This is a genomic window from Actibacterium atlanticum (assembly GCF_000671395.1).
Lineage (GTDB): Bacteria > Pseudomonadota > Alphaproteobacteria > Rhodobacterales > Rhodobacteraceae > Actibacterium_D > Actibacterium_D atlanticum.
In genome coordinates this window covers 173,633-190,946 of sequence record NZ_AQQY01000001.1, presented here as the reverse complement: position 1 = coordinate 190,946, position 17,314 = coordinate 173,633, and the positions used below count along the sequence as shown (strand labels likewise).

Sequence of the window (17,314 nt, the reverse complement as noted above, 5' to 3'; positions counted from 1 at the left end):
TTTCTTTTGTCGTCAGGTCAGGCCGCCCAGTTCGCGGGTGGCACCCATTCGATGCCGTAAGCCTCTTTCATACGGGTCTGGAAGTAGTCGCTAAGCACCGGAAAACCCTCGGCCAGCTTCAGGAATTCCTCGCGGTCCACGATCAGAACCTTGCTGTCCTCCAAGGCACGCACCGTGCCGGACCGGCGATCCTGACCAAGGATCAAACGTTCGCCGAAATGCTCTCCCGGGCCAACGTTCCAGACCTTCACTTCGCCAGTGTCTTCGTCCTCGTATCGCAGCTCCATCTGACCCGAGATCACAGTGTAAAGCCCATCCGCACGGTTGCCCTTTTCAAACACCCGATCCCCGGCACGGTAATGCGCATACCGCGCGGCGGGCGGGGTATACGAGCTGGCCTGCACCACAGAACGCGGGCTTAGGTCATCCAGCAACCAGTTCAGCAGAACACGGATCTTGGTGCCTGTGCCGGGCAAGAAGGACACGTAATAGGCGCGCCACAATATCCAGGCAAAGAAGCCCGAAAAGTTCATCCCCCAAACCTGCGCCACACCGCGGCGCGCGCCCAACGAGGCCAAGGCGCCTTGCGACTTATACTGAAACGGTTTCAGGGCTTTACCGGCCAATGCTGCGGCAATGTTCTTGGCCAATGTACGGGCCTCACGCACCGCGAACTGGGCAGTAGGCGGCGCAAAATCAGCGCGCTCAGTGGCGTCTTCCTTCATCGGGATCAGAGCACAGTCGCCCAGCGACCAGATGTCATCGCGCCCCACAACACGCAGGTCGCGGCCAACTTCGATCCGGCCATGGGATTTGGGCAGGTCCATGTCCTGCACCACTTTCGACGGCGCATTGCCAATGGTCGCCACGATGGTCCGGGTCGGGATTTCCTCTCCCGTCGTAGTGATCAGCCGTGTCCCCGTGGCCGAGGCCACCCCAGTGTTCAGCATCACCTCGATGCCCCGTTCCTGCAGTTTCTTCGCCGTATAGGTGCCCAGCTTCTCGGGCAGCTCACCCAGCACGCGGTCGGCGAATTCCACCAAAACCACCCGCACCTCATCCGCCGAGATGTTAGGATAGTATTTCAACGACCGGTCGATCATCTCTTTCATCTCACCGACGGTTTCCACGCCCGAAAATCCGGCGCCCACAACACAGAACGTCAGCGCCTCTTTCTTTACTTCGGGCAGCTGGGTGATCTCGGCATGTTCCAGACGTTCCAGCACATGCGACCGCAGGCGGCGTGCGTCATTCAGGGTTTTCATCGTCAGGGCATGTTCTGTCAGCCCCGGCGTGCGGGTCAGATCGACCCGCTGGCCCATGGTCACGATCAGATGGTCATAGGGCACTTCGGTCGGGCGGCGCTGCACCCCTTGGAACACGGTCACAACCTTGCGGTCCTGATCGACGCTATGCACCCGCGCCTTGCGGATGAACACGCCCTTCAGCAGAAACCGCAACGGCGAGACCGCATGCAGAGCGGTGATCGAGCCTGCCCCGACTTCGGGAAGCAGCGGCTGGAAAACAAAGTAGTTTTCATCGTTGATCAGCTCGACTTCGACAGAATCGCCAAGGCGTTTTCGAATTTCGCGAGCGGCATACATGCCGGCAAAGCCGCCGCCCAGAATGAGGATGCGTTGTGGCATAGCGTGATGCCCCTTTTGATTGTTGTTCGCGCAGTCCTGCGGCACCGAAAATGCTGCAGTGCGGAAAGTTCCGCTGAAGGGTACATAAGCCTTCAAGGATCGAAATAAAAGTGTTTATTATCAATGGCATACATCTGCATACCAGTAACACCTTGACCTTCCCCGCGTCTGACGTTCTTTCTATAGACCGTCGTATACGGAACGGGCGAAATGCCGGAAATCACATCGAAAAGTTGGCTGATGGTTGCTGTGTTGGGCTTCGTCTGGGGCTCCACTTTCATGATCATCGAAGTCGCGCTGACAGGGCTGCCGCCCTTTTGGCTGGCGACCCTGCGTCTGTTTGTCGCAACCCTTGCTATGGGGTTTGTGTGGCGCGCCCGGGGCTTTCGGTTGTCGCTGGATCCCAACAACCCTCCAAGCATCTTGGCACTGATCTGGACCGGCGCAGTCAGCACCGCAATACCCTTCTTACTGTTGAACTGGGGGCAACAATACGTCACCTCAGGATTTGCTGGCACATCCATGGCCGCAGTGCCCCTGGTCGTGCTGCCATTGGCGCATTTTCTGGTGCCCGGAGAACGCATGTCGCCCCGCATTGCCGTGGGCGTCGCGATGGGGGTCATTGGTGTCTGGTTGTTGGTCGGGCAAGACGCGTTTGAAAGCAGCGGTGCGCGATTGGAACTGTGGGGCCGGTTGGCCTGTATCAGCGTCGCGGTATGCTATGCCGTCAATTCCGTCACCATTCGCCGCTTGCCGCCGGTTGATCCAATCGGGCTGACCACGGTGATGATGGCCATCGGCACCCTGATCACCCTACCCTTTTCAATTGCCTTCGAGGGTCTGCCCCCGCTGCCGGGCTGGCGCGCCGGGCTGGCCGTGCTGGCACTGGGGCTGATTTCCACAGCCGCAATGAACCTGTTGCGCGTGCTGGTGATCCGCTCGGCCGGGCCGACCTTCATGACATTGGTGAATTATCAGGTGCCGGTCTGGTCGGTGGTTCTGGGCGCATGGCTGCTGCACGAGGCCCTGCCCCCCGCCTTGCTGGGGGCATTGGCGCTGATTTTGGCGGGCGTCGGGCTGAGCCAATGGCCCGCGCTAAAGGCCCTGTTTCGACTTAGCCGCAGGCCTTCGTAACGGCCTCGACCACGCTGTCGACGACCTGTTCCAGCATCGCCGCGTCTTCGCATTCGGCCATCACCCGGATCAACGGCTCGGTACCCGACTTGCGGATCAGAAGGCGGCCTTTGCCAACAAGCTCTGCTTCGGCCGAGGTGATAGCGTTTTGCACCGATGGCTCGGCCAATGGGGTTTGGCCGATTTCATAGCGGACATTCTTCAAAAGCTGTGGCACCGGGTCAAACTGGCGAATGAGGCTGGAAGCTGGTTGGCCGGTTTCGACCATCGCCGCCAGAAACTGCAACCCTGCCAACAGCCCGTCACCGGTTGTGGCAAAATCCGTCATCACGATGTGGCCAGACTGTTCGCCCCCAAGGTTGAAGCCGTTTTTACGCATTGATTCAACGACATAACGATCTCCGACACCGGTACGGTCCAGATGCAGGCCGCGCGCATCCAAAAACCGCTCCAACCCAAGGTTGGACATCACGGTGGCCACCAAAGTGCCGTTGTTCAAACGGCCCTCCTGCGCCCAGCGGTCCGCAAAGAGCGCCATGATCTGGTCGCCATCGGCCACCACGCCGTTTTCGTCGATGATCATCACCCGGTCGGCGTCGCCGTCCAGACAAATCCCGACATCCGCCCCATGCGCCACCACCGCCGCGGCGGCTGTATCGGTATGGGTCGAGCCACATTTTTCGTTGATGTTGGTACCGTTCGGGCTGACACCCACGGGGATCACCTCGGCGCCCAGCTCCCACAGGACCTCGGGTGCGGTGCGATAGGCGGCGCCATTGGCGCAGTCGATCAGCACCTTCAACCCGTCCAGCCGCTTACCGGTGGGGAAGGTCATCTTGACCCGTTCGTTATAGCGAAACCGCCCATCGTAAATATGCTTGGCGCGGCCAATGTTTTGCGATTGTGCGGGTTCGACGCCTTCAAGCGTCAGGCGCTCAATCTCGGCCTCGGCCTCGTCCGACAGTTTAAACCCGTCGGGGCCAAAGAACTTGATGCCATTGTCGTGATGCGGGTTGTGACTGGCCGAGATCATCACCCCAACATCCGCGCGCATCGAATGGGTCAGCAGACCCACAGCAGGCGTCGGCACCGGCCCCAACAGCAACACATCCATCCCCGTCGAGGTAAACCCAGCCGTCAGCGCGTTTTCGAACATATATCCCGACAGGCGCGTGTCTTTGCCGATCACCACGCGGTGGCGCGCCGTATCGTTGCGGCGAAAGTACCGACCAGCTGCCGCGCCCAGCTTCAACGCCAGTTCGGCCGTCATGGGCCAGGCATTCGCCTTGCCACGTACACCATCGGTTCCGAAGAGAGTTCTGCTCATACCGCCCCCACTTATGCTTTTCGCGGGTTTAGCACATGCTTTCGCCCGCCAAAACGCCGATCAGCGGGGATTTGCCGGGGAATTATTTCAGTTGTTTGCACTCAGCCGTACAGGCGGGCTGTAAAAGTGATGCTGGCCGATGGTCGCAGTGCGGTTGAACTTACGCGACCAGCTGGGGCTGACGGCCTTGGTGTGATAGTAGGTCGCCCCACCCGTCAGGTTGCGCGGAGCGCCATCCAGCATGATCCGCGCGATCTTGCCCATACGGGCATGGGCGGCATGTTCGTGCACAACTTCGCTGTGGCCATCACAGGTATAGGTGAACTGGCACTGGTATTTCTTGCCAGTGCCCTGATGCACGACGCCACAGACCGAATTCGGGAATTTGGACGACGAGGCACGGTTCAGGATAACCTCGGCCACGGCAAACTGGCCTTTGACGCTTTCGCCACGGGCTTCGAAATACAGCGCTTCGGTAAGGCATTGCCATTGCGCGTCGCCGGACACTTTTGGCATCGCATCCAGCCACGCGCGGCTATAGCTGATATCGCTTGCTGCAATGCCTGATGTTTCGGGCTTGGCCGGGCGGATCAGCTTTTCAAGACGGCGCGAGCTGACAGCACTCAACGCGGATTTCTCGGCCCCCAAAAGCTGGGTCAGACGATTATCCAAAAGTGCGGTCGGATCATTGGCCGAGGAAATACTTACCTCTGCCAGCGCGGTTCCTGCGATACCCATCGCGGCAACCACGGCACCTGCCTTCAACATCCCAAAGCGCATGAAACGCCCCAAATCCACGCGACCTTATCGTGTCGCAACGCGGCGTCACATAAATGAAACATGTTCACACGTCTAGTCTGGCGTGCGCTAACGGCACCAAAGCATAACGGCCTTGCATTTCAGTCAAGGCCGGTTAACGGGCACATATACCCGCTAAGTGATTATTTTTGCATCAATAATAGGTTTTCCGGCGCTGTTTCACGCCCAGGGCGAGGTGCGCTGCGGCCAGTCGCGCCACAGGTACTCGAAACGGCGAACAAGACACATAATCGAATCCCGCCTGTCGGCAAAAGGCAATAGATTCGGGGTTGCCGCCGTGTTCTCCACAGACTGACAGCGTCATATTCGGGCTGGCGCGGCGTCCACGCTCTGCGCCAATCAACAATAACTCGCCCACCCCATCCACGTCCAGCGTATGGAACGGGTCTTCGGGATAGACCTCTTGTTGCACATAGGCCCCCATGAACCGGCCCGCGTCATCGCGCGACAGACCATAGGTCATCTGGGTCAGGTCGTTTGTGCCAAAGCTGAGGAAGGCCGAATGCTGCGCGATCTCACCCGCCCGCAACGCCGCACGCGGCGTTTCCACCATCACCCCAAGGCGAAAATCGAAATCAACGCCCTGTTCGGTGCGCACCGCCGCAGCCACGCCATCAATGCGGGTTTTCACCAGCTCGACCTCGCGCTTGGCCGATACCAGCGGGATCATGATCTCGGGGACGACTGCCTCGCCGGTTTTGGACGCCTCAATCGTGGCTTCAAAAATCGCACGCGCCTGCATCTCGTAGATCTCGGGCACGGTAATGCCCAAGCGCACGCCGCGCATCCCCAGCATCGGGTTGAATTCAGCCAAGGCCTCGACCCGGCGGGTAACATCCGACAGCGGCATATCCAGCGCTTCTGCAAGTTCGCGCAGCCCTTCACGGCTGTGAGGCAGGAATTCATGCAAAGGCGGGTCAAACAGACGAATGCAAACCGGCTGGCCCGACATGATCTGGAACAGGCGGGTGAAATCCTCGCGCTGCATGGGCAGCAGCTGTTCCAGCGCTGCTGCGCGGTCATCCAGCGTCTTGGCAAAGATCATTTCGCGCATGACCGTCAGGCGGCCATCGTCAAAGAACATATGTTCGGTCCGGCACAGGCCGATCCCGTCGGCGCCGAAATCGCGCGCGGTGCCCGCGTCTGCGGGGGTATCGGCATTTGCGCGCACGCCAATGTCACAGACCTCCTCGGCCCAGCCCAGCAACGCGCGATAGGCGTCATCCAATGCCGGGGGCAGCATTTCTACTTCGCCAGCGATCGCCTCACCGTTGGTGCCATCAATAGTAATGACATCCCCTTCGTGAAATACCCGACCATCCGGGACACGCAGGGATTTGTCGCGCCAACGCAGCACCAGATCAGAAACCCCCACAACACAAGGCAGGCCAAGCCCGCGCGCAATCACCGCAGCGTGGCTGGTCATCCCACCGCGTTCCGTCAGAACAGCGCTGGCGGCATGCATGCCGCGAATGTCTTCGGGCGTGGTTTCGCGCCGTACCAGAATGCAGGCTTCGCCCCGCGCAGCCGAGGCCTGCGCCGCCGCCGAGCTGAACACGATCTTACCGGTCGCCGCGCCCGGGCTGGCCGCGATCCCCCGCGCGAACACATCACGCAGCCCATCCGGATTCACCTGACTGTGCAACAGCTCGGTCAAGGCGCGCGGTTCAATACGTGATAGTGCCTCTTCGCGCGGGATGATGCTGTCTTCGGCCAGCGATACAGCCACCCGCACCGCAGCACGCGATGACCGGGGCACCCGCACCGCATCCAAAATGGCCAGCTGCCCCCCCGCAATGGTGAACTCAATCTCCATCTCTTCGCGCAAACGACGACGGCTGACTTCGCCCCATTTCAGCAACTCGGCATAAATTTCAGGACAATGGTCCTGCAACGAGGCCCCGCGCTCATCCCGGGTCAGATAGAACACCCCGTCACCGTGTGTCAGCGCAGCGCGGCCCTGGCTTTGGCTCAGGTATCGGCCGGTAACCTGAGGCAAGCCAGTAACCCGGTCGATGAACTTGATCACGCCCGAGCCTGACTCTTCAGGCCCCAGCCCCAGCGCCATCTGTTGAACAACCAATCCTAACCCGGCATCTGCCGGTGCGCCCTTGGCCTGGCGCAACAGGCGTGCCGTCGTGCCCTCCCAGGCGCGCGCCATGGAACGCAACACCTCGCCCAACTGGCGGGCCGGATCTTGCGGGAAGGGCTCATCCATCTCGTCTTCATAGGCATCCAAGGCCGCACGCAGGGTGTGCGCGTCGCTGCCACTGGCCTCGAACATATCCGGGTCCAACCGGGCCACATCAATGGCAAACGCCTGTACGAAACGTCGATATATCGTGTTGGCTGGCGCCTCGCCGATCTCGTCAATCAGCCGGGCGTGGCGGGCATCATTCATCCCGATATTCAGAATCGCCCCCGGCCCGCCCCAGTCCTGATCTTCGGAACTGGGCCGCACAGACAGCAAAGCGCCCTCTTCAAAGGCAGCCAGAATGGCAGGTTTGTCGGGCATAACACCCGCCGCAATCTGGTGCACCGCATCAAAAGACAACGCCACAGTGCGGGGCACCGGCATCTCAAGCCGTATCAGACGCTGCAGACATTTCGCGCGTCCACCATGGCGCTCAACCGAGATATCGGCGGTCGGCGTGATGACAGCGAAATCTTCGAATTCGACACGTTTCTGCACTGCGGCACCCTCCTGTCGCTCGAAGAATAGAGTCTTTCTAAAACTTGGCAAGCAAAGGGTTAACGCAAACGCCGTTTAGCCTTCGACCCGCGTCAGATCAGCAACTTGCAAACAGGTCTCGCGGATCAGATGCAGCAGGTTCAACCGGTTGCGGCGCACCACCTGATTGTCCGTGTTCACCTGAACAGCCTCGAAAAACGCATCAATCGGCGCGCGCAACGCGGCCATGCCCTGCATGGCTGCGGCGAAATCCTCGGCCTCGATGGCCGAGGAGATCGCGCTCTGCTGCGCATCCAGCGCGGCAAACAGCGCTTTCTCGGTCGCGTCTTCGGCAAACTTCACATCCGCGCCGAAACGATATTCCACCCCGTCGGCCTCTTCGGCCTGAGTCAGGATATTGTTGGCCCGCTTGAAGCCCTGCAACAGGTTCACACCATCATCCGTGGCAACAAAAGCATTCAACGCCCGCGCGCGTTTGACCAACAAGGTCAAATCATCGCTCCCCGGCATCGCAAGACAGGCGTCGATCACATCGTGGCGCATGCCCTCATCGCGCAAATATACCTTCAGCCGGTCATGGAAAAAGCCCAGCAAATCAGCACTTACATCCGGCGCATGATCGGTCAGTTTGGCGACCCAGGCCGGGCCATCGCCATCCAGCTTTTCGATGATCGTACGCAAAGCCGAGCCCAGCACCCCGTGTTGCGATACTTCGGTCAGCATTTCATTCAGCAGCTCGGCCTCTTCGGCGTCGGTCACTTCGATCTCATGACGCAGAAGCTGCGCATCAAAGAAGTAATCCAGGCTCAACCGCAGATCATTGGTCAGGATCAACCGGATCACGCCCAACGCCGCACGGCGCAGCGCGAACGGGTCCTTTGAGCCGGTGGGCTTTTCGTCAATCGCCCAGAACCCGGTCAGGATATCCAACTTGTCGGCCAGAGCCACAGCAACAGACACATCCGCCGTCGGCACATCGTCCGACGGACCAAGGGGCGAGTAATGCTCTTCGCAAGCCGCCGCAACCTCGGCCGGCAGGCCTGCGGCCTCGGCGTAATAGCGCCCCATCAGACCCTGCAGTTCAGGGAATTCGTAAATCATTTCCGACGACAGATCGGCCTTGGCCACCCGTGCGGCCTGCGCCGCCAGATCGGCATCCGCCCCCACAACCGGCGCCAGCTTGCGCGACAGGGCGGCGATGCGCTCAATGCGCTCTTTCTGGCTGCCCAGCTTGTTGTGGAAGGTTACGTTCGACAGTTTGTCCGTCCAAACTTCGATCCCCGAGGTCGCAACCCGCAGGTCGTTCTCCCAAAAGAATTTCGCATCCGACAGACGCGCCGCCAGCACCTTTTGGTTGCCCGCCAGAATGGTTGCGCCATTGTCAGGGGTTTCCACGTTGGCGACGGTGACAAACTTGACGATCTTGCCGGTCTTGGGGTCGCGGACTGAAAAGAACTTCTGGTGCTCTTTCATCGAGGTCTGCAACACCTCAGGCGGCAGACCAAGGAAATCTTCGCCGATCTCGCCCATCAGCACGACAGGCCATTCAACCAGGCCCGAGACCTCGGCCAACAGGCCCTTGTCTTCGACCACTTCCAGACCTTGGGCAAAGGCCATGTTGGTGGCATCGGCCCAGATGTGATCGGCGCGTTCTTGCGGGTCGATCACCACCTTGTCGGATTTCAGCCGCGCGACATAGTCGTCAAAAGACGACACGGTAAACCGCCCTGCCCCCATAAACCGGTGACCTTCGGTGGTGTTGGAGGCCTCAATGCCGTCAACGCTCAGCGGCACCACTTCGGCGCCGTCTTCGCGCGTCAGGATACACAGGATGGAATGCAGGGGGCGCACCCAACGCAGGTTGCCCGCGCCCCAGCGCATCGACTTGGGCCATGGGAAATTGCGAATGGTGGCTTCCAGCACCTCCGCAATGATCTCAGCCGCCGGACGCCCGGTTTTCTCGATCACCGCGAAATAGACCTGCCCCTTTTTATCGTCGCGCACCTGCAACTGATCCATGCTCAGACCGGTCGAACGCAAGAACCCTTCAACTGCCTTTTCGGGCGCACCGACCTTGGGGCCTTTGCGTTCCTCAACGGTGTTGGGGCTTTCCTCGGTCAGCCCATCCACGGTCAGCACCAAACGGCGCGGCGTGGTGAAGGCCGCCGCCGAGGCATAGGTCAATCCAGCCTCAACCAGACCATCAGTCACGCGCTTCTTCAGGTCTTCGCCCGCGCGCTTTTGCATGCGGGCGGGGATTTCCTCGGAAAACAGTTCGATCAGCAGGTCAGGCATCAGTTCTTCTCCGGCGCGGGCGGGCAGCCCGTTGGGGCGGGCTTGCCGTCAAACACGGCTTCTCCGCAAGCATTCATCTGGTTCCAGGCATAGGCACGGCCGTCTTCAAAAACAGCGATCACCCGGTCGATCCCAAAGGTGATGTTTTCTTGTCCCATGAAGCCGACGGCAACGCCGCTTTCCAAGGCCTTGCCGATGGACTTGGCATCGAAACAGTCAAACCAACCGGGGCCGATCAACGGCACCGGGTCTTCATGGATCAGGTAGGTTTCAGTCAGGGTCGCAATGGAGGTCGGCATGGAAAAACAGGCCCGATACCGCAAAGGCGAGCTTTCTGCATCAATGCCTTCAAACGACTCAGCCGGGATGACCTCGGGCAGACCGCTGACCAGCGAGGTCAGCTTGACCTCACCGTGCACCGCATCGACGCTGACGGGTTCGTAATAGGCATAGATCTGCTGGTAATAGATCCCGACGCCAACAAGAACAGAGATAAGCACGATAAGGCTCGCTATGATTTTGCCGCTCACGCCTGTGCCCCGCCTGCTTCGGTCTGCACAAAGGCATCGGCGCATTTCTTGGCCAACGCACGCACACGGCCGATATAGGCCTGACGTTCCGTGACCGAGATCACCCCGCGCGCATCGAGCAGGTTGAAGATGTGGCTGGCCTTGATGCACTGGTCATAGGCCGGGTGCGCCATGATGATGCGCTTGCCGGTTTTCGGGTCGTCATAGGGGTGCGTCAGGATATCCTCGCACTCCTGCTCGGCCTCCTCAAAGTGCTTCAGCAACACCTCGGTGTTGGCCGCATCAAAGTTGAACCGGCTGTATTCGGCCTCGGTCTGGCGAAATACATCGCCATACGTCAGGGCAATCGGCGCATCCGGGTCGTTGAACGGCATGTCCATCACGTGATCGACGCCCAGCACATACATCGCCAGACGTTCCAAACCATAGGTCAGCTCGCCCGAGACCGGCTTACAGTCATGGCCGCCAACCTGTTGGAAATAGGTAAACTGCGACACTTCCATGCCGTCACACCAAACTTCCCAACCCAGACCCCAGGCGCCCAAAGTGGGGCTTTCCCAGTCATCCTCGACGAAACGAATGTCATGCATCGCCATGTCGATGCCGATGGCCTCAAGGCTACCCAGATACAGCGCCTGAAGATCGGGCGGGCTGGGTTTGATTAGCACTTGATACTGATAGTAATGCTGCAAACGGTTCGGGTTTTCACCATATCGCCCGTCGGTCGGGCGGCGCGAAGGCTGCACATAGGCCGCAGCCCAGGGCGTTGCCCCCAAAGAGCGCAACGTGGTCGCCGGGTGGAACGTGCCCGCACCGACCTCCATGTCATAGGGCTGCAACACCGCACAGCCCTTGGCGGCCCAGTAGTTTTGCAGGCGCAAAATGATCTCTTGGAAGGAACGAGGTGTGTCCGACATATCTGGCAAAACCCGGCGTTAAATTCGACCCTCCCCCCATATTGTATCGGTTCTGGGGCGTCAATGAAGCGGGTGGGCTTCTGGCCCCTTAGGCGCAACAAAACCAACACAGCGCGGGTAACGCGCCACTGGTAAAAAAGATCAAGCGCCCACATAGCTGGAAGATTGCCAACTCGACCCCCAGCCCACATGCTTGTGGTGGTACGGTCAACATGCAGGATCAAGGAGAGCGCAATGTCCGCAAGAGACTTTATCAACGCCTATGAAACCGCACTTGGCACCCAGAATTGGGCCTCGGTGGCGCCCCTGATCAGCGAACAAGCCATCGTCATCTTTTCCAACGGCGCCCTGCACGCAGGCAAGGACGCAGTCCGGACAGCCTATGAACGCAATTTCCAAGCGATCCAGAATGAAACGTATCAGATCAGCAATGTTCGTTGGCTGTCTGAGACCGCAGACAGTGCATCCTATGTCTTTGAATTTCACTGGAGCGGTTTCATCGAAGGTCAGCCTGCCTCTGGCTCTGGCAGGGGGACGACCGTCTTGGCGCGCGAGGGAAACCATTGGCGGCTCGTCGGAGAACACCTGGGGCCGAAAACCTAGCCGCATTGAGACCCACTTGGGTCTTGCCACCCCATCAAACAGTCAAGCGGGCCACCCAAGCGGCCCGCGCGACATGGACAAATACAATAGGTGTCCACTGAATCAGCTCGCAAATCCCTCCAGAACGACTTTGCCAACTGATTTCCCGGTTTCAATATGGTCATGGGCACGGCGCAGGTTTTCTGCCGTGATCTGGCCCATGTTGGTTGTCGCCGTGGCACGCAGCTTCCCAGCGTCGACCAGCCGGGCAACCTCGCGCAGGATCTCTCCCTGACGGGCCATATCGGCGGTCTGATGCATCGAACGCGTGAACATGAACTCCCAGTGGATCGAGATGTTCTTGGTTTTGAACGGCATGATATTGAAATCTGCGGGGTCGTCGATCAGCCCATACTGGCCCTGCGGGGCGATCAGGGCGACAACCTCGTCGATATAGGTTTCCGAATGGGTGGTTGAGAACACGAAGGACGGGGCGCCAATGCCAAGGGCGTTGATCTGCGGGGGCAGTGGTAAGGTGTGGTCCACAACGTGATGCGCGCCCAGATCCTGCACCCATGATTTCGTTTCCGGGCGCGAGGCGGTGGCGATCACCGTCAAATCCGTCATCGCGCGCAGCAACTGAATCGCGACCGAGCCAACCCCGCCGCCCCCGCCAATAATCAAAACGGCATTCGCCCCGCCGGCAACCGGGCTTTCGACCCTAAGGCGCTCAAACAACATCTCGTATGCCGTCAGGGCCGTCAAAGGCAGCGCCGCGGCGGCGGCAAAGTCCAGCGATGCGGGCATAGGGCCGACGATACGTTCATCAACCAGATGAAAGGCGCTGTTGGTGCCCGGGCGGCCGATGTCACCGGCGTACCAGACCTTGTCCCCGGGGCGAAACGACGACACATCCGGCCCTACCGCCGTGACGATCCCCGCCGCATCCCAGCCCAGCACCTCCGGTGCGCCCGGCTGGGCCTCGCGGTTGCGGCGGACCTTGGTGTCGACGGGGTTCACCGAAACCGCCTTTACCTCGACCAACAGATCGCGCCCGGTGGCGACGGGCTGGGGCAGGTCCAGGTCGACCAGCGACCCCGACCCGGCGTCAGATCGGTTGTCCAGATATCCAATGGCTTTCATAGATGAATCCTTTCTTCAAAACCGGTGATCGGGGCATTTAGCGCCCCAAGGGCTTGATCAAGGCGTATAGCCATGTATGCATAATGGACAAGTACGCAACATTTTCGCCTATAGGGTCCAAATGGATACTGTAAAACTCAGCAAACGCTTTGAAAGCCCCGGATGCAGCAGCGGTTGCCCCGTCGAGGGGGCGCTGGAACAGATCGCCGGAAAATGGAAAGGGCTGGTGCTGTATCACCTGATGTCCGAAACCCTGCGCTTTAACGAGCTGTCGCGCCGGGTAGGCAGCGTGACCCAGCGCAGCCTGACCAAACAGCTGCGCGAGCTTGAGGCCGACGGGATCATTACCCGCAAAGTCTATGCAGTGGTCCCGCCGCGCGTCGAGTACAGCCTGACAGACAAGGGCCAGGCGCTGGCCCCGGTTATTCAGGCGCTTCACGCCTGGGGAAGCGCACATCCGCGCAGCTAAACGGCCTAAAGCACCTGACAGGCCGCGCGGGCGGTTTCAGCCACATCCGCAGACAGGTCCAGCGTTTCCAACGCGTCCAACCCCACCCAGCGCGCCACCATGGCGTCATCTGCGGCAACGGGTGTGCCGGTTTCATAGCGGCACAGGACACCGACCATGAAATAATGAAATTCGGGCAGGATCAGTTCGTGGGTGCCCAAAATCTGCGTGGCGCGGGCAGTGACGCCGGTTTCTTCAAGCAATTCACGCTCTGCGGCGGCAAAGACGGTTTCGCCGAAATCTACCTTACCACCCGGAAAGCCCCATTTGCCCGCATCAGGCGGGTTGCGGCGTTGCACCAGCAACACCTGATCCTCGCGTGCGACAATCGCCAAAACCGCCAGCCGGGGGGTCATTGGATATCTGCCGCGATGCGATGGATTTCGTCGATCAGCAGGTCCAAATCGGCGCGGCTGGTGCGGTGGTTGGTCAGGTTCACCCGGATCGCCAACGCTCCATGGATGCGCGTGGTTGAGGGTACGGCCACGCCGCTTTCCTGCAACCGCACCACGATTTCATGGTTGAAGACGTTCAAGTCATCCACCGGGGCAAGATGCCGGAAACACACGATGTTCAGGGCGACCGGCGCCATCAGCTCAAGCCCGCCGTCAGCGTCAACCTTGGCGCCCAGATATTCAGCCTGCGCACAGTTGCGCGCAACGGCCTCGCCCAATGTGCGGGTGCCATGTTCGTGGATATGGGCCCAGACCTTAAGCGCGCGAAATCCGCGCGACAGTTCTGGGCCGTAATCTTTGGGCCAGGCCGGACCCGCCGACAGGCCGCGTTCCGCCTTGGCCAGATAGTCCGGGTTGTGCGAAAACGCCGCCAGATGCAGGTCGTGATCGCGGATCAACACGCAGCCGGCATCAAAATTCACATGCAGCCATTTGTGGAAATCAAAGGCCAGCGAGTCCGCCCGGGCCAGCGGAGCGACACGCTCACGGACCTCCTCGGCCAGCATGGCGGCGGCGCCAAACGCGCCATCGACATGAAACCAAAGCCCCTCGGCGGCACAGATGTCGGCCAGATCGCCCAGCGGATCAATCGACCCCATGTTCACCGTCCCCGCCGTCCCGATCACCACGAAAGGCTGAAAGCCGTCGGCGCGGTCCTGCGCGATCTGGGCGCGCAGCGCTTCTGTATCCATACGGAACAGATCGTCACAGGGAATCTTGCGCAGCGCATCACTGCCCAGCCCCAAAAGATCGAAGGCCCGACCGGCGCAGGAGTGGGTTTGTGTCGAACAATACCCAACCAAGCGCGCGCCACACACGCCCTTGGCGCGGGCCTCGACGCCGATATGGGCCTCACGCGCGGTCTTCAGCGCCACGATTGTCGCCATCGAAGTGCCCGAAACCACCGCGCCGCTGGCCCCTTCAGGGAACCCCATCGCGTGCTTGCACCATTGGATGACCTGTTGTTCCACATAGATCGGGCCGTGATCCCGCCCGCCCAGATTGGCATTCATCGCTGCCGCGCCAATCTCGGCAAGAATATTGCCCGGGCTGCCCGAGCCATGCACCCAGCCCAGCCAGCGCGGATGGGTGTTGCCCGCCGTATAGGGCATCAACTCGGTGATCCGCTCGGCGACTTCCTGAAACCCCTCACCGTCTTCGGGCAACTCGGACAAAAGGTCGGCTTTCATTTCGTCAGGCAGCGGGTTCCAGACGCGGCCTTCGCGCACGTTCTGCATCTTGTCGAGCGCCGCATCCAAAACCTGATGCGCAGCGCGGCGAAACCCGTCCCAGTCCTCTGGGTCCAGATAACCGGTCTTGCCGTTCAGCCCGGTCTCAGCCTTGCCCGATTTCTTCGCCATCACCCCTCCTGCGGCGCGCATGCACCAGTCACGCCGGTTTTATCGTCGATATGTCGCAAAAGGTTAATCAAAACTCGCATTCGCCGCGCGCTCCGTCTAATTTCGCGAAAAAGCGTAATACCTGAATTTGAGGACATTGAAACGATGAAACACCTGATTGGGATGCTTTGGCTGTGTATCGGCCTGCTGACCGGGGTTGTGGCTCAGGCGCAAACCGCCAGCTGGATCCAGATCGAGGCCCAGCCGACCCTGCGACAGGCCCAGCAAAGCGCGCGCAATTACGCCGCCGATCTGACCGATGTGAACGGCTTTCAGATTGGCTCGGGCTGGTATGCGCTTGCGCTTGGCCCCTACAACGAAAATCAGGCCGCCGAACAGCTGCGCGCGCTGCGCCGCAATGGCGCCATCCCGCGCGATTCCTATGTCACTGATGGCACCAACTTCCGGCAACGGTTCTGGCCCGTCGGCGCTGCGGCAGATGCCCCTGTGGCCGCCCCGGCCCCCAGCATTGCCCCGCAAGAGCCCGTCGTTCAGGTGATCGAAGAAGAAACCCCCGCACAGGCGCGGCGCTCCGAAGCGCAGTTGAGCCGCGACGAGAAAATGCTGCTGCAAGAGGCCCTGCAATGGGAGGGTTTCTATACCGCCAAGATTGATGGCTCTTATGGGCGCGGCACGCGCGGTGCAATGGCCGAATACCAAGGCGCCATGGGCTATGAGCAAACCGGTGTTCTGACCACCCGTCAGCGGGACGAACTGGTCAGCAATTACCGTGCGCAATTTGCCAAGCTGGGCATGGCCACTGTCGAGGACAACAACGCAGGCATCTCGCTGTCGCTGCCCGCCGCACTGGCGTCCTATGCCCGTCTGGAGCCGCCGTTTGTCCATTATGACAGTGCGACCGATGATGATGTCCGCGTTCTGCTGATCAGTCAGACCGGCGATCAAAGCACCTTGTTTGGCCTCTATGACATCATGCAGACGCTTGAGATCGTCCCGATGGAGGGCGACCGCACCCGCGGCGAACGCAGCTTCACCCTGACCGGGCAAAGCGCCGATCTGCACTCTTACACCTATGCTGCGCTTAAGGACGGGGCGGTCAAAGGCTTTACCCTGATCTGGAAGCCCGAAGACGCCAAGCTGATGAACCGCGCCGCCCAGATGATGCGCGAAAGCTTTGCCCCGGTGCAGGGCGTGGTGCTGGATGATCTGGCGGGCGACAACAGTGGCCCGCAAAGCATTGATCTTTTGGCCGGGCTGGAAATTCGCCGCCCCGATATGTCGCGCAGCGGTTTTTACATTGATGACGCAGGCACCGTGCTGACCACCGTCGAGGCCCTAGGCCAATGCCAGCGCATCACCGTGAACGACGAATATGAAATGCAAATCGCAGCGCGCAGCGATGCGCTTGGTGTGGCGGTGCTGCGCCCCAGTGCTGCATTGGCACCCGCCGCCTATGCTGCCTTCCAAACCGGCCTGCCGCGTCTGCAATCGGATGTGGCTGTTGCCGGGTTCTCGTACGAAGGGGTGCTGGATCTGCCGGTGCTGACCTATGGCACGCTGGCTGATCTGAAAGGCCTTGCCGGTGAAGCGGCGGTGTACCGTCTGGATCTGGACGCCCTGCCCGGCGATACCGGCGGCCCGGTGTTTGACGCCTCGGGCGCGGTTATGGGCATGCTGCTGGGCAAAAACGACAGCGCCCGCCAATTGCCCGGCGCCGTGCGCTTTACCGCCAGCGTCCCGGCAATCGCCGAGTTCCTGTCAGAAAGCGGTGTCCAGATGGCCGCCGCCGAAACCGCCAGCCAGATCGCCCCCGAAGACCTGAGCGCGCTGGCGTCGGACATCACGGTTCTGGTGTCCTGCTGGAACTAAAGCGGATCTGATTAACGCGAAAGGCCACCCTTTGGG

General features: G+C 60.5%; 14 protein-coding genes. 4 read left to right on the top strand and 10 right to left on the bottom strand.

All coding sequences use genetic code 11. The features are described 5' to 3' along the window. Positions 1-17 precede the first annotated feature (17 nt). Entirely contained in the window at positions 18-1,646 is a 1,629-nt protein-coding gene (locus ATO10_RS00960; protein ID WP_035246882.1) for an FAD-dependent oxidoreductase, read from the bottom strand. 210 nt (positions 1,647-1,856) lie between these two features. Between ATO10_RS00960 and ATO10_RS00955 the strand changes: the two genes are divergently transcribed. After that, entirely contained in the window at positions 1,857-2,780 is a 924-nt protein-coding gene (locus ATO10_RS00955; protein ID WP_035246880.1) for a DMT family transporter, read from the top strand. On the opposite strand, the gene glmM is transcribed toward ATO10_RS00955, so the two are convergent. The 6 genes from glmM to ATO10_RS00925 all read right to left on the bottom strand — a co-directional run bounded on the left by glmM (position 2,761) and on the right by ATO10_RS00925 (position 11,360). Further along, on the bottom strand, positions 2,761-4,107 hold the full coding sequence (gene glmM / locus ATO10_RS00950; RefSeq protein ID WP_035246878.1) for a phosphoglucosamine mutase: 1,347 nt from the start codon (positions 4,105-4,107) through the stop codon (positions 2,761-2,763). The two genes, ATO10_RS00955 and glmM, sit on opposite strands and share 20 nt — an antisense overlap. An 87-nt stretch (positions 4,108-4,194) precedes the next feature. Then, the gene (locus tag ATO10_RS00945) at positions 4,195-4,887 is read right to left on the bottom strand and encodes a cell wall hydrolase (protein WP_035246875.1); all 693 of its coding nucleotides are present in this window, start codon (positions 4,885-4,887) and stop codon (positions 4,195-4,197) included. Between the two features lie 172 nt (positions 4,888-5,059). Continuing rightward, on the bottom strand, positions 5,060-7,618 hold the full coding sequence (locus ATO10_RS00940) for a putative PEP-binding protein (protein WP_035246873.1): 2,559 nt from the start codon (positions 7,616-7,618) through the stop codon (positions 5,060-5,062). Between the two features lie 75 nt (positions 7,619-7,693). Continuing rightward, on the bottom strand, positions 7,694-9,913 hold the full coding sequence (gene glyS, locus ATO10_RS00935) for a glycine--tRNA ligase subunit beta (protein WP_035246871.1): 2,220 nt from the start codon (positions 9,911-9,913) through the stop codon (positions 7,694-7,696). Continuing rightward, positions 9,913-10,443: a DUF6446 family protein gene (locus tag ATO10_RS00930; protein ID WP_035246869.1), complete on the bottom strand. Its 531-nt coding sequence runs from the start codon at positions 10,441-10,443 to the stop codon at positions 9,913-9,915. Before ATO10_RS00930 ends, glyS begins: the two co-directional genes overlap by 1 nt. Continuing rightward, positions 10,440-11,360, bottom strand: coding sequence for a glycine--tRNA ligase subunit alpha (locus ATO10_RS00925; protein WP_035246867.1), 921 nt, complete (start codon positions 11,358-11,360; stop codon positions 10,440-10,442). Before ATO10_RS00925 ends, ATO10_RS00930 begins: the two co-directional genes overlap by 4 nt. 234 nt (positions 11,361-11,594) lie before the next feature. On the opposite strand from ATO10_RS00925, the gene ATO10_RS00920 reads away from it, so the two are divergent. Beyond that, positions 11,595-11,963 (top strand): YybH family protein, encoded by a 369-nt coding sequence (locus ATO10_RS00920; protein WP_035246864.1) that lies wholly within the window; start codon positions 11,595-11,597, stop codon positions 11,961-11,963. A 102-nt stretch (positions 11,964-12,065) separates the two neighbouring features. Here ATO10_RS00920 and ATO10_RS00915 read toward each other — a convergent pair whose 3' ends face one another. After that, complete coding sequence (locus ATO10_RS00915; RefSeq protein ID WP_035246863.1) at positions 12,066-13,085, bottom strand: zinc-binding alcohol dehydrogenase family protein; 1,020 nt, start codon at positions 13,083-13,085, stop codon at positions 12,066-12,068. A 121-nt stretch (positions 13,086-13,206) separates the two neighbouring features. Here ATO10_RS00915 and ATO10_RS00910 point away from each other — a divergent pair, with 121 nt between their 5' ends. Then, positions 13,207-13,554, top strand: a complete 348-nt coding sequence (locus ATO10_RS00910; RefSeq protein WP_035246860.1) for a winged helix-turn-helix transcriptional regulator — start codon at positions 13,207-13,209, stop codon at positions 13,552-13,554. Positions 13,555-13,559: 5 nt separating this feature from the next. Here the strand turns inward: ATO10_RS00910 and ATO10_RS00905 are convergent, their stop codons facing one another. Next, complete coding sequence (locus tag ATO10_RS00905; protein WP_035246858.1) at positions 13,560-13,949, bottom strand: NUDIX hydrolase; 390 nt, start codon at positions 13,947-13,949, stop codon at positions 13,560-13,562. After that, positions 13,946-15,409, bottom strand: coding sequence for a pyridoxal phosphate-dependent decarboxylase family protein (locus ATO10_RS00900; RefSeq protein ID WP_051597871.1), 1,464 nt, complete (start codon positions 15,407-15,409; stop codon positions 13,946-13,948). The genes ATO10_RS00905 and ATO10_RS00900 overlap by 4 nt, the downstream gene beginning before the upstream one ends. Positions 15,410-15,553: 144 nt before the next feature. On the opposite strand from ATO10_RS00900, the gene ATO10_RS00895 reads away from it, so the two are divergent. Then, a complete protein-coding gene (locus ATO10_RS00895) occupies positions 15,554-17,278 on the top strand; it encodes a serine protease (RefSeq protein ID WP_051597870.1) in 1,725 nt (574 codons plus the stop codon). The last annotated feature ends 36 nt before the right edge of the window (positions 17,279-17,314 follow it).

What these genes read in the sequence shown, in the direction of transcription:
- ATO10_RS00960 (WP_035246882.1), bottom strand. Translation starts at nt 1,646, where the DNA reads ATGCCACAACGCATCCTCATTCTGGGCGGCGGCTTTGCCGGCATGTAT.
- ATO10_RS00955 (WP_035246880.1), top strand. Translation starts at nt 1,857, where the DNA reads ATGCCGGAAATCACATCGAAAAGTTGGCTGATGGTTGCTGTGTTGGGC.
- glmM (WP_035246878.1), bottom strand. Translation starts at nt 4,107, where the DNA reads ATGAGCAGAACTCTCTTCGGAACCGATGGTGTACGTGGCAAGGCGAAT.
- ATO10_RS00945 (WP_035246875.1), bottom strand. Translation starts at nt 4,887, where the DNA reads ATGCGCTTTGGGATGTTGAAGGCAGGTGCCGTGGTTGCCGCGATGGGT.
- glyS (WP_035246871.1), bottom strand. Translation starts at nt 9,913, where the DNA reads ATGCCTGACCTGCTGATCGAACTGTTTTCCGAGGAAATCCCCGCCCGC.
- ATO10_RS00925 (WP_035246867.1), bottom strand. Translation starts at nt 11,360, where the DNA reads ATGTCGGACACACCTCGTTCCTTCCAAGAGATCATTTTGCGCCTGCAA.
- ATO10_RS00920 (WP_035246864.1), top strand. Translation starts at nt 11,595, where the DNA reads ATGTCCGCAAGAGACTTTATCAACGCCTATGAAACCGCACTTGGCACC.
- ATO10_RS00915 (WP_035246863.1), bottom strand. Translation starts at nt 13,085, where the DNA reads ATGAAAGCCATTGGATATCTGGACAACCGATCTGACGCCGGGTCGGGG.
- ATO10_RS00910 (WP_035246860.1), top strand. Translation starts at nt 13,207, where the DNA reads ATGGATACTGTAAAACTCAGCAAACGCTTTGAAAGCCCCGGATGCAGC.
- ATO10_RS00905 (WP_035246858.1), bottom strand. Translation starts at nt 13,949, where the DNA reads ATGACCCCCCGGCTGGCGGTTTTGGCGATTGTCGCACGCGAGGATCAG.
- ATO10_RS00900 (WP_051597871.1), bottom strand. Translation starts at nt 15,409, where the DNA reads ATGGCGAAGAAATCGGGCAAGGCTGAGACCGGGCTGAACGGCAAGACC.
- ATO10_RS00895 (WP_051597870.1), top strand. Translation starts at nt 15,554, where the DNA reads ATGAAACACCTGATTGGGATGCTTTGGCTGTGTATCGGCCTGCTGACC.